We start from the raw sequence: 12,493 nt of genomic DNA, 5'->3' as shown, positions 1-12,493 counted from the left end.
GCTTGCAGATCATTCTGCAAGCTTTTTTAATTATGACCGTTTCCGTTCTACAAGGCGTTTCGCTTTTTGCGTATTGGCAAAATGAAGTTTGGTGAACGTTCTGAGCGCACCTTCTCCCTTATTGATGATCAGCTTGGCGGCAGCTTCATCGACGTGCGGCCCCGCGCCCTTTGGAATCGTCATCCCAGCCTCACGGGAAAGCTTATCCATTTCAATTAAGAAAGAATATCGCGCAATGATAGAGGCTGCGGCGACAGAAAGATGTATGCTTTCCGCTTTCGTGCTGAAAAACGTTTTTTCTTTTACGATATCCCGTCCGGAAAGATGCTTAAAATAAATGCCGGGCTCTGCGAATTGGTCAATCAGAATCGCTTCCGGTTTAACGCCGTTCATTTTTCTCAGCAGATTGGAAATCGCCTGATTATGAAGGAGCGCCTTCATTTTTCCTTGGCTCATGCCTTTTTCCTGCATCTGATTATATTTTTCGTTTTTTAACACAAGCAGGCTGTAAGGAATGGTTTTAATTAACAGTTTGGCGATTTCAATAATCTGCGGATCTTTTAAATCCTTCGAATCCTTCACACCGAGTTCTTTCATTAAAGAAAGCTTTGTTTTGTCTGCGTAAGCGCAGGCAACCGTTATCGGCCCGAAGTAATCGCCTGTTCCGACTTCATCAGAGCCGATCACTGACATGGAGGCAATGCCCGCCGGGGGAGCGTAAAGCGGATCGGCCGCTTTTTTGACGGTTTTCTTTGCTTTCGGTGCCTCAGCCGTTCCCCAGCGGGCCGCTTCTGTGCCGGCGTTTTTTCCTTGAAAGAGAACCTTGCCCGAGCGGTAGGCTGTAATGGTACAGCCCGGAGGCTTGGCCTGGAAGACGGCGCCCTGCGGAACGGCGGCAGTTAGGGAGCCGGCATAGGATTGTTTCATTTGTTCCATAGCGGAAGCGGATACTTTTATAACAGAATGGGACACGATATAATCTCCTTTTTTGGCACTTTTCACTGTATATACCAGTGTATCATAACAGCCCGAGGCTCGTCTTTCCATTCAAACGATAATCGTGGTATGATAGGAACTAGGATTCTCGCGGAATGGAGGAGAAACGTTGTCTGACGGCAAAAAACCAAAACGACAGTAAACATTTACGGCCAGCACTTCACCATTATCGGGGAAGAAAGCAAAGCGCACATGCGCCATGTGGCCGGAATGGTTGATGATAAAATGAGAGAAATCAACGAGAAAAATCCATATCTTGATATAAATAAGCTCGCTGTATTGACTGCGGTCAATGTCGTGCATGATTATATGAAACTGCAAGAAAAATATGAAATATTGGAGCGGCAGCTTAAAGAAAAGGAATGAACACCATATGATAGATATCATCATCTTAGTTCTGCTCTTAATGGGCACATTGCTTGGATTAAAAAGAGGGTTTATCCTCCAATTTATATATTTAACGAGCTTCATCCTCTCGATTGCGTTTGCGGCGCTTTTTTACAAAAACCTGGCCCCGCATCTGAGTTTTATACCCGCGCCTGATTTTTCCGGCGGGCAGGCGGCTCTGTCTTTTATTAAAGGAAACGTGGAGACGGCTTATTACAACGCGATCGCGTTTGTCATTTTGTTTATCATCGCAAAGATTCTGCTCCGGATTATCGGAGCGGCGCTTAATATCATCGCCGGCATTCCGGTCATTAAACAGATCAACAAACTGCTGGGCGGGGTGCTTGGGTTTCTGGAAGTCTATTTATTTGCGTTTATCCTGTTATACGTCGCATCCGTACTGCCGGTAAGCGCGCTTCAGGATATGCTCGCACAATCGACGCTTGCAAATATCATCACACATCATACGCCGTATCTGTCAGGGCTCCTGCAAGAACTGTGGGCCCAGTACGGGGCATAAAAAACTTCTCTTGACCGGAGAAGTTTTTTTCAAGCTCTGCGTCAGTTGTGCCGGAGGAGAAAAATTTGTATGATGAAAAGCAGGAAACGACTGGGGGTTAACAGTATGCATAAAAAAGATATCATCAGGCTGCTTGAAACGATTGCGGTCTATATGGAACTGAAAGGGGACAACCCGTTTAAAATATCAGCCTTCCGAAAAGCGGCAGCGGCGCTTGAGCAGGATGACCGCAGCCTGTCGGAAATCGACGACATGATGTCTTTATCCGGAATCGGAAAAGGCACCTACGGCGTCATTCGTGAATATATGCAGGAAGGTGTGTCCGGCACGCTTCTCCAATTGCAGAAAGAAGTCCCGGAAGGCTTGGTTCCTCTTTTGAAGCTTCCGGGCCTCGGCGGCAAAAAAATCGCCAAGCTGTACCAGGAACTGGGTGTTCATGACGCGGAATCGCTGAAAGAAGCATGCGAGCAGCAAAAAGTACAGGGGCTCGCCGGTTTCGGCAAAAAAACGGAGGAGAAAATCCTTCAGGCTCTCGGAGAAGCCGGAAAACAGCCGGAACGGTTTCCGATCGGCTATGCGCTCAGCATTGCTTCAGTCATTGAAGAACATTTGGCCCGGCTGACGGATATTCAGAAATATTCCCGGGCCGGCAGTCTCAGAAGAGCGCGGGAAACCGTAAAAGATCTGGATTACATTATCGCTACAGATCATCCGGAGGCTGTCAGAGAACAGCTTCTTTCCCTCCCGAACGTAAAAGACGTGATAGCGGGCGGGGATACAAAGGTATCAGTCATCCTGACCTTTGAATATGAGACGAGTGTGGATTTCCGGCTAGTGACAGAGGAACAGTTTGCCACCACACTGCATCATTTTACCGGTTCTAAAGACCACAACATTAAAATGCGCCAGCTGGCGAAAGAGCGCGGTGAACGGATCAGTGAATACGGAGTAGAAACCATAGAAACGGGAGACGTCAAAACGTTCCCGAGTGAAGAAGCGTTTTACGCCCACTTCGGTCTGCCGTTTATTCCTCCTGAGCTCAGAGAAAGGGGGCAGGAGGTCGACACGTACCGGGAAGAAACGGACCTTGTGGAGCATAAAGCGATAAAAGGCGATCTCCACTTGCACTCAGCCTGGAGTGACGGCGCTTTTTCCATCAGAGAAATGGCAGAAGCATGTATGGCAAAAGGCTACCAGTACATGGCGATCACCGACCATTCCCAATATTTAAAGGTAGCCAACGGGTTAACGGCCGAACGGCTCAAAAAACAGGCGGAAGAAATTGACGCGTTAAACGCTGAATTTGAACATTTTCATATTTTTAAAGGCGTAGAAATGGACATTCTCCCCGACGGTTCGCTTGATTATGATGACAGTGTTCTGTCTGAAATGGATCTTGTCATCGCATCTATTCATTCAAGTTTCAGCCAGCCGGAGCATGTCATTATGAAACGGCTTGAACAGGCGCTGACGAATAAGCACGTGGACATTATCGCCCACCCGACGGGACGCCTGATCGGCAGACGGGCCGGCTATGAAGTCGACATCGATAAGCTGATTGAACTCGCCGCCAAAACAAATACGGCGCTTGAACTGAATGCAAACCCCGCGCGCCTCGATTTACGGACTGAGCATCTGATCAAAGCAAATGAAAAAGGTGTGACTTTGGTCATTAATACCGATGCCCATAATATCGAGATGCTCGATGATATGAAAACGGGCGTGACCGCTGCGCGCAAAGGCTGGACGGAGACAAAACATGTGTTAAACGCCCGGCCGCTACATGAGGTCAAAGCATTTCTGACGCGCAATGATTAAGTAAGGAGGACCATAAAACCGTGCAGCAAAAAGTGTTATCATCACTTGAATTTCATAAAGTAAAAGAACAGATTACCGCACATGCCGCCTCATCGCTCGGCCGGGAGAAGCTTCTGCAGCTGAAACCTTTGACGGATCTCGCAGACATCCAAAAACAGCTGGATGAAGTCGAAGAAGCATCCGCAATCATGCGCTTGAGAGGCCATGCTCCGTTCGGCGGCCTGACCGACATAAGATCCGCTTTACGGCGGGCGGAAATCGGCAGTGTGCTGACGCCGGCAGAATTCACCGAATTGTCCGGGCTGCTGTATGCCGTTAAACAAATGAAGCATTTTATCAGCCAAATGACAGAAGACGGCGTCGGCATTCCGCTGATACAGGCCCATGCAGAAGAGCTGATTACATTAGGCGATTTGGAAAGGGAGATTAACTCCTGCATTGATGACCATGGTGAAGTGCTTGATCATGCGTCTCCCGCTTTAAGGGGAATCCGCACACAGCTCAGGACGCTTGAATCAAGAGTCAGAGACCGGCTTGAATCGATGCTGCGTTCATCTTCCGCTTCTAAAATGCTGTCTGACACCATCGTTACGATTCGGAATGACCGCTTTGTCATCCCGGTCAAACAGGAGTACAGATCAAGCTACGGCGGAATTGTCCACGATACATCTTCATCCGGTGCGACACTGTTTATTGAACCGCAGGCGATCGTAGATATGAACAACTCGCTTCAGCAGGCGAAAGTAAAGAAAACAGGAAATCGAACGGATTCTCCGGATGCTGACGGAGCATACCGCTGAACACACACAAGAAATCGCTCAAAATGTGGAAGTGCTGCAGACACTGGATTTCATTTTCGCCAAAGCGAGATACGCAAAAGCAATGAAGGCGACAAAACCATTCATGAACGGAGACGGCTTTATCCGTCTGAAAAAAGCGCGCCATCCGCTGCTGCCCCAAGATCAAGTCGTGGCCAACGATATTGAACTGGGCGGAGATTATTCAACGATCGTCATCACGGGACCGAATACGGGCGGTAAAACCGTTACGTTAAAAACACTCGGGCTGCTGACGATAATGGCGCAGGCAGGATTGCACATACCGGCTGACGAGGGATCGGAAGCAGCCGTATTTGACAATGTGTTTGCCGATATCGGCGATGAACAGTCGATCGAACAAAGTCTGAGTACGTTCTCATCCCACATGGTCAATATCGTCAATATTTTAAAAGACGTGTCTGAAAACAGTCTTGTGCTGTTCGATGAACTCGGTGCCGGAACAGATCCGCAGGAAGGGGCGGCGCTTGCCATGAGCATCCTTGACGAAGTTCACCGGACAAACGCCAGAGTGCTTGCGACAACCCATTATCCGGAACTGAAAGCATACGGATATAACAGACAAGGCGTCATGAATGCCAGCGTTGAATTTGACATTGAAACGCTTTCGCCTACCTACAAGCTTCTGATCGGAGTGCCTGGCCGAAGCAACGCATTTGAAATCTCAAGACGCCTTGGGCTTCCGGAGCATATCATCGGCCAGGCGAAGTCAGAAATGACCGCCGAACATAACGAAGTCGATTTGATGATTGCATCGCTTGAAAAAAGCAAAAAAAGAGCGGATGAAGAGCTTTCTGAAACCGAATCACTCAGAAAAGAAGCAGAAAAACTGCACAAAGAGCTTCAGCAGCAAATCATTGAGCTGAATGCCCAAAAAGATAAAATGATGGAAGAAGCCGAGCGGAAAGCTGCGGAAAAACTGGAAGCCGCCGCAAATGAAGCCGAACAGATTATCCGCGAGCTCAGGTCCATCAAGCAAGAACACAGATCCTTTAAGGAACACGAGCTGATTGACGCCAAAAAACGTCTCGGAGACGCGATGCCGGCTTTTGAAAAATCAAAGCAGCCGGAAAGAAAAATAGAGAAAAAACGCGAGCTGAAGCCGGGCGACGAAGTAAAGGTGCTCACATTCGGACAAAAAGGGGCGCTGCTTGAAAAACCGGCGAGAAAGAATGGAACGTCCAAATCGGCATCCTCAAAATGAAGGTGAAGGAAAAAGATCTCGAGTTTCTCAAATCGGCTCCTGAACCGAAAAAGAAAAGCAATCACCGCCGTAAAAGGGAAGGATTATCACGTATCCCTTGAACTTGACCTCAGGGGAGAGCGTTACGAAAACGCCCTCAGCCGCGTCGAAAAATATTTAGATGACGCGGTGCTTGCCGGCTATCCGAGAGTGTCCATCATTCACGGAAAAGGCACGGGCGCCCTCCGAAAAGGGGTGCAGGATCTTCTGAAAAACCACCGCAGCGTGAAAAGCTCGCGGTTCGGGGAAGCGGGAGAAGGAGGATCAGGCGTAACGATTGTCGAACTAAAATAAAAAGGGAGAAAACGTCATGAATGCTTTTTGGGAAAATGAGCTTGTTGAAATCGCGGCTTATTACAGTGTGGCCGTCTTGTGTCTCGTCATTTTTCTGACCGTGTTTGAATTGGTGACATCCTATAAAAACTGGGTGGAAATCCAAAAAGGCAATCTTGCGGTGGCAATGGCGACCGGAGGGAAAATTCTCGGTATCGCAAATGTCTTTCAGCACAGCATCGCCCAGCATAATTCGCTTTTGCAAATGATCGGCTGGGGCGTATACGGATTTATTATGCTTTTAATCAGCTATTTTATCTTTGAATTTCTGACGCCCCGGTTTAAAATTGATAAAGAAATTGAAAAAGATAACAGAGCTGTCGGCTTTATTTCATTTGTCATCTCAGTCGGCCTGTCATTTGTGGTGGCCGCCGGGATTTAAGGGGACGGGGAAAAATGGAGAAGCTTGCGAAAGTGCTGCTGTCGGCAGCGGGGATTTTTCTGTTCATCGGACTTATTTATCTGGTCATGACATCTTAATACTGAAAAAAGGCTGCCGAACTCAAATCGGCGGCCTTTTTTTATTGAGAATACCAGTTTATGCAGGCCGTATCAGAGCAAATGACGGCTTCCCAATTCATGGCGCGGACGACAGACCGCATGTCTTGATCTTCCATAAGAAAGAGTGTCGTAAAAGAATCATATATGCTCATAAAAGCGGAGCGCCGCTTTACATCGGCAATAATCATGTCAGCCTGCAGCAGTCCGCATACATCCGAAGCCGCCGTTTGATTGAGTAAAAATATGCCTTTCTCTTCGAACGGCTCATAATAAGTGCAGCGCTTTATGCCTTTTGAACGGAACACATCCAAAAGTCCCGGAATCAAAAATGGCGAAGTGACATCATCGCTCGGCAAGTACAGATCGGGATGATGGAGCCGATTTAACCGCTCGGCGGATTCAGGATGTGCATTTTCCTCCCGCAATGCCGTGACAGCAGTCATAAGCGCAAGCGCCGTTTCTTTTTCAGAACGCAGGCCGCAAACGGTCATGACGGTTTGCCAGGAAACGGGCCTGCCCATCGCGATGATCTCCTCATCACTCGGATACATATGTTCATAAGGCCGTTTGCGCTTTTGCTCTTCCCGCCCATCCGGCATCCGGACAAAGGGATGGAGCAAAAAGGCGGCCGACGTAAACGGCTTCGGCAGCTGGCGCAGGATAGGAACTCCCTCTTCAAAATGCAGCGTTTCCAGCAAACTCAACACCTCCTGAAACTCGAAATTTCACATGAAACGCTTTCCCATTCCAATCACCCTTCTGCTATAATAATAGCGTATAGGAAAACAGAAGGGAGAGGTATTATGCAGTCTGAAAAGCCATGGCTTTCTCAATATCCCGAAGAGATTCCGCATGAGCTTGAATTTACCGATCAAACCCTGCCATCCAATCTGACAAACTCCGCAGCTCAATTCCCAAACCATACCGCGATTTATTTTCTCGGAAAAAAACTCACATTCCAAGACGTTCTCACAGATTCATTAAAGCTAGCCGCTTTTTTACGCAAAACAGGTCTGAAAAAAGGTGACAGAGCCGCCATTATGCTGCCCAATTGTCCGCAGTCGGTCATCGCTTTTTACGGCGTATTGTTTGCCGGCGGCATTGTCGTTCAGACCAATCCTCTCTACACGGAACACGAGCTTGAGTATCAGCTGAAAGACAGTGCGCCGCGCGTGATCATCACCCTCGATATGCTGTTTCCGAAAGTGATAAAAATGAAAACGTTATCACTGGTCGGACGCATTATTACAACAAGTATAAAAGACTTTTTGCCGTTTCCGAAAAAAATGCTTTATACGCTCACGCAAAAACAACAGGTGCATATTGATTACGATGGCTGCGAACAAATTCACAAATTAGCGGATATTTTAAAAGACGAAAAAGCGGAGGAAGCAGAGCCATTTGATATTGACTCTGCGCATGACATCGCCGTGCTTCAATACACGGGCGGAACAACCGGCTATCCGAAAGGCGTCATGCTCACACACCGAAACATTCAGGCCAATACAGAAATGTGCGCCGCCTGGATGTATAAAATGAAAAAGGGAGCCGAAAAGGTGCTCGGCATCGTGCCTTTTTTTCATGTGTACGGATTGACCGCCGTGCTCAATTTTTCCATTATGCAGGGATGTGAAATGATCCTTCTTCCCAAATTCAATCCTCTTGATACCCTGAAAACAATCGACAGGCTGAAGCCGACGGTTTTCCCCGGGGCGCCGACGATTTACATCGGGCTGCTGCATCACCCGGAGCTGGATAAGTATGATTTGTCCTCCATTGTAAGCTGTCCGAGCGGTTCAGCGGCGCTGCCCGTTGAGGTCAAACAGAAATTTGAAAAAGTGACCGGAGGAAAGCTTGTGGAAGGCTACGGATTATCCGAGGCATCACCGGTTACCCATTCAAACTTCATCTGGGGAAAAAATAAACCCGGCAGCATCGGCTGTCCCTGGCCCAATACCGACGCCGGAATATATTCAGAAGAAAAAAGCGGGCTTGCGGAGCCGTATGAACACGGCGAGCTGATCGTAAAAGGCCCTCAGGTCATGAAAGGATACTGGAATAAGCAGGAGGAGACGGCGCGTGTCATCAGAGACGGCTGGCTGTTTACCGGAGATATGGGATATATGGATGAGGAAGGATTTTTCTACATCGCCGACAGGAAAAAAGACATCATCATTGCCGGCGGATACAACATCTACCCCCGGGAGGTGGAAGAGGCGCTTTATGAGCATGAAGCTGTTCAGGAAATCGTCGTAGCGGGCATTCCTGATTCCTACAGGGGGGAAACGGTGAAAGCATTTATCGTTTTGAAAAAAAGGCGCTGAGGCAGATCCCGATGAGCTTGATGCGTTTGCAAGAGAGCGGCTTGCGCCGTACAAAGTCCCGAAGCTGTACGAATTCAGAAAAGAGCTTCCGAAAACGGCCGTCGGAAAAATATTAAGAAGGCGTTTAGTCGAAGAGGAAGATGCTTCCCATGAAAACAAGGTGCCTTAAAAGAAAAACTTGACAAAATCCGGATTCCTTTTTATTATGAAGTTATGAATGAATAGTCATTCATTTATTGAAGGAAGGAACGATGACATTGAACCAAAAACGGCCAAAGTATATGCAGATTATTGATGCAGCAGTAGAAGTCATAGCGGAAAACGGCTATCACCAATCACAGGTGTCCAAAATCGCCAAGCAGGCCGGCGTTGCGGACGGCACCATCTATTTATATTTCAAAAACAAAGAGGATATACTCATTTCTCTTTTTAAAGAAAAGATGGGCCAGTTCATTGAACGCATGGAAGAAGAAGTGAAAGAAAAAACGACGGCAAAAGAAAAACTCGCTCTCGTTATTAAGCAGCATTTCACACTGCTCGGCAATGACCGCCACCTCGCGATTGTGACCCAGCTTGAGCTCAGACAGTCGAATATCAAGCTGCGCCTGAAAATCAATGATATTTTAAAAGGTTATTTAAACATGCTGGACACCATTTTGACCGAAGGAATCGAGTCGGGCGAATGGAAAGATAATCTCGACGTCCGCCTCGCCCGGCAGATGATATTCGGGACGATAGATGAAACAGTGACAACATGGGTGATGAACGATCAGAAATATGATCTTCCGGATTTGTCAGACAAGGTATTGGAGCTGTTGGTGTCAGGGATTCATCAAAACTAAAGGGGGTTGACGGATGAACAGCCTTTCGATGGCGGTAGAACAATCTGTTGCGGTGATCACCATTAATCATCAGCCGGCCAACGCGCTGTCCGGTGCGGTTTTAGATGAGTTGTCCGGTCTGTTCGACCGCTGTGAAACAGATGACAGCGTCAGAAGCATCATCATTCGCGGAGAGGGGAAATTTTTCTCGGCGGGCGCCGATATAAAGGAATTTACGTCGCTTGAAAATCTTGAGCAATCTTCTGCCATGGCGGATAAAGGCCAGCAGCTGATGGAAAGAATTGAAGGGTTTCCGAAGCCCGTTATCGCGGCGATTCACGGCGCTGCGCTCGGCGGCGGCCTTGAGCTTGCCATGGCCTGCCATATCAGAATCGCTACATTAGATGCAAAGCTCGGCCTGCCCGAGCTGAATCTCGGCATTATTCCGGGCTTTGCCGGGACGCAGCGGCTTCCCCGGTACGTCGGTACGGCGAAAGCGCTTGAAATGATCGGCACTTCAGAACCTGTAACCGGAGAAGAAGCGCTCAGCCTCGGTCTTGTCACGATAGGCGCCGAACATGAAGAAGAGCTGCTGCAAAAAGCGAAAATGCTCGCGGGCAAGTTTGCGGAAAAAAGCCCGCAGTCGATGGCTTCTCTGCTTGAGCTCCTTTATTCAAACAAGGTCTATTCTTATGACGGCGGCTTAAAGCTTGAAGCAAAGCGCTTTGGGGAAGCATTTGCATCAGATGACGCAAAAGAAGGCATTCAGGCATTTCTCGAAAAAAGAAAGCCTCAATTCGGTGGGCGAAGATAAAGGGGATAAGAATATGAATCTATTTGTACTGATGAAACGGACGTTTGACACAGAAGAGAAAATCGTCATTGAAGCAGGAAAGATTCAGGAGGACGGGGCCGAATTTATCATTAATCCGTATGATGAATACGCCATTGAAGAAGCCATTCAGCTGAAGGAAGAGCACGGCGGAACCGTGACCGCCGTAACCGTCGGCGGAGAAGATGCGGAGAAAGAACTGAGAACCGCCCTTGCGATGGGCTGTGACCAGGCGGTGTTAATCAATATTGAAGATGATCTGAGCGATCCTGACCAATACTCCATTTCAACTATCTTATATCATTATTTCAAGGACCGGGAATATGATCTGATTCTCGGCGGAAATGTCGCGATTGACGGCGGTTCCGGCCAAGTGGCTCCAAGGCTTGCCGAACTGCTGAACATTCCTTGCGTCACAACGATTACAAAACTGACAATCAGCGGCGATGAAGCTGTGGCAGAGAAAGACAACGAAGGGGATACCGAAATCATTAAAACCTCACTTCCTTTAGTCATCACGGCACAGCAAGGCTTAAACGAGCCGCGCTATCCGTCGCTTCCGGGCATTATGAAGGCGAAGAAAAACCGCTGGAAGAACTTGAGCTCGATGATCTCGGCATTGATGAAGATGATGCCGCACCGAAGCTCAAAACGATCGAACGTTTTCTGCCGCCGCAAAAAGAAGCGGGCAGACTGATCGAAGGAGAAGCCGCTGAGCAGGCGAAGGAGCTTGTATCACTGCTGAGAAAAGAAGCCAAAGTCGTATAAACTGATATTAAAGAAACTGGGGGATGTCAGAATGGGAAAAAAAGTGATCGTACTCGGAGAAATTCGTGACGGCGCCTTACGGAACGTCACCTTTGAAGCCATAGCCGCAGGCAAAACCATTTCCGGCGGAGGAGATGTCATCGGCGTGCTGATGGGAAAGGGCGCGGCTGATGCAGCATCAGAACTCATTCAGTACGGCGCCGACAAAGTATTTACGGCCGATTCGCCGGGGCTTTCTCAGTATACGGCGGACGGATATGCCGCGGTTCTCGGGGATTTGATCGAAAATGAAAAGCCTGATGCGGTCATTTTCGGCCACACTTCTATGGGAAAAGATTTGTCACCTAAGCTTGCGGCCCGGTTTGAAACGGGGCTGATTTCAGACAGCACGGATGTAAGCGTTACCGGAGACAACATCGTTTTTACAAGACCGATCTATTCCGGGAAAGCCTTTGAACAGGTGATTTCAACTGATCCTTTCATTCTGGCGACAATTCGTCCGAATAATATTCAGGCATTAGAAAAAGACGCAAACCGGACGGGTGATATTGAAGAGCTTGCGGCGCCTCCGGCAGATTTGCGGACGGTCATTGAAGAAGTAGTCAAAAAAACGGCGGACGGCGTGGATTTATCAGAAGCGAAAATTATCGTAGCAGGCGGCCGCGGTGTAAAAAGCAAAGATGGATTTGAACCGTTAAAAGAACTTGCCGAGGTGCTCGGAGCAGCCGTGGGCGCTTCGCGCGGCGCGTGTGACGCGGACTACTGCGACTATTCTCTTCAAATCGGCCAGACGGGAAAAGTCGTCACGCCGGATTTGTATATCGCCTGCGGCATTTCCGGAGCGATTCAGCATTTGGCGGGCATGTCAAACAGTAAGGTCATCGTTGCCATTAACAAAGACCCGGAAGCGGAAATATTTAAAATAGCGGACTACGGAATTGTCGGCGATTTGTTCGAAGTGGTTCCGCTTCTGACCCAGGAATTTAAAAATGCCAATATTCATTCATAATCAAAACCCTCTGGCTTATTTGTCAGAGGGTTTTGGTTTGCGTTAATTGATTCGTACAAATTACATATTGATAAAACAATAGATTGACATGTACGAACCAATGTA

9 protein-coding genes and 3 pseudogenes are annotated in these 12,493 nt (G+C 48.1%); 10 read left to right on the top strand and 2 right to left on the bottom strand.

Translation table 11 applies throughout. The features are described 5' to 3' along the window. Positions 1-30: 30 nt before the first annotated feature. The gene (gene rnhC, locus D368_RS14255) at positions 31-972 is read right to left on the bottom strand and encodes a ribonuclease HIII (RefSeq protein WP_029973351.1); all 942 of its coding nucleotides are present in this window, start codon (positions 970-972) and stop codon (positions 31-33) included. A gap of 168 nt (positions 973-1,140) precedes the next feature. Here rnhC and zapA point away from each other — a divergent pair, with 168 nt between their 5' ends. From zapA to D368_RS14230, 5 genes and pseudogenes are all read left to right on the top strand, one after another. Next, positions 1,141-1,362, top strand: a complete 222-nt coding sequence (gene zapA, locus D368_RS14250; protein WP_486129268.1) for a cell division protein ZapA — start codon at positions 1,141-1,143, stop codon at positions 1,360-1,362. Positions 1,363-1,369: 7 nt separating this feature from the next. Further along, the gene (locus tag D368_RS14245) at positions 1,370-1,903 is read left to right on the top strand and encodes a CvpA family protein (protein WP_003152534.1); all 534 of its coding nucleotides are present in this window, start codon (positions 1,370-1,372) and stop codon (positions 1,901-1,903) included. Between the two features lie 105 nt (positions 1,904-2,008). After that, complete coding sequence (polX, locus tag D368_RS14240; RefSeq protein WP_128574918.1) at positions 2,009-3,721, top strand: DNA polymerase/3'-5' exonuclease PolX; 1,713 nt, start codon at positions 2,009-2,011, stop codon at positions 3,719-3,721. A gap of 20 nt (positions 3,722-3,741) precedes the next feature. Then, a pseudogene (locus D368_RS14235) lies at positions 3,742-6,094 on the top strand (endonuclease MutS2). A 16-nt stretch (positions 6,095-6,110) separates the two neighbouring features. Further along, on the top strand, positions 6,111-6,515 hold the full coding sequence (locus D368_RS14230) for a DUF350 domain-containing protein (protein ID WP_003152541.1): 405 nt from the start codon (positions 6,111-6,113) through the stop codon (positions 6,513-6,515). Positions 6,516-6,654: 139 nt separating this feature from the next. On the opposite strand, the gene D368_RS14225 is transcribed toward D368_RS14230, so the two are convergent. Next, a complete protein-coding gene (locus D368_RS14225; RefSeq protein ID WP_101562328.1) occupies positions 6,655-7,332 on the bottom strand; it encodes a DUF2711 family protein in 678 nt (225 codons plus the stop codon). 105 nt (positions 7,333-7,437) lie between these two features. Between D368_RS14225 and D368_RS14220 the strand changes: the two are divergent. The 5 genes and pseudogenes from D368_RS14220 (at position 7,438) to D368_RS14200 (ending at position 12,388) form a co-directional block, all read left to right on the top strand. Further along, positions 7,438-9,127, top strand: a pseudogene (locus D368_RS14220) (AMP-binding protein). 88 nt (positions 9,128-9,215) lie between these two features. Then, positions 9,216-9,800, top strand: a complete 585-nt coding sequence (gene fadR, locus D368_RS14215; RefSeq protein WP_014470798.1) for a fatty acid metabolism transcriptional regulator FadR — start codon at positions 9,216-9,218, stop codon at positions 9,798-9,800. 13 nt (positions 9,801-9,813) lie between these two features. Further along, complete coding sequence (locus tag D368_RS14210) at positions 9,814-10,593, top strand: enoyl-CoA hydratase (RefSeq protein ID WP_102421648.1); 780 nt, start codon at positions 9,814-9,816, stop codon at positions 10,591-10,593. A 13-nt stretch (positions 10,594-10,606) separates the two neighbouring features. Continuing rightward, positions 10,607-11,379 (top strand): annotated as a pseudogene (locus tag D368_RS14205) (electron transfer flavoprotein subunit beta/FixA family protein). Positions 11,380-11,410: 31 nt separating this feature from the next. Further along, positions 11,411-12,388: an electron transfer flavoprotein subunit alpha/FixB family protein gene (locus D368_RS14200; RefSeq protein WP_017418309.1), complete on the top strand. Its 978-nt coding sequence runs from the start codon at positions 11,411-11,413 to the stop codon at positions 12,386-12,388. Positions 12,389-12,493: the final 105 nt, after the last annotated feature.

The organism is Paenibacillus lentimorbus NRRL B-30488 (assembly GCF_000411595.1).
Taxonomy (GTDB): Bacteria; Bacillota; Bacilli; order Bacillales; family Bacillaceae; genus Bacillus; species Bacillus velezensis.
Note: the sequence above shows the minus strand (reverse complement) of the source record. Positions and strands in the feature narration are given on the sequence as shown.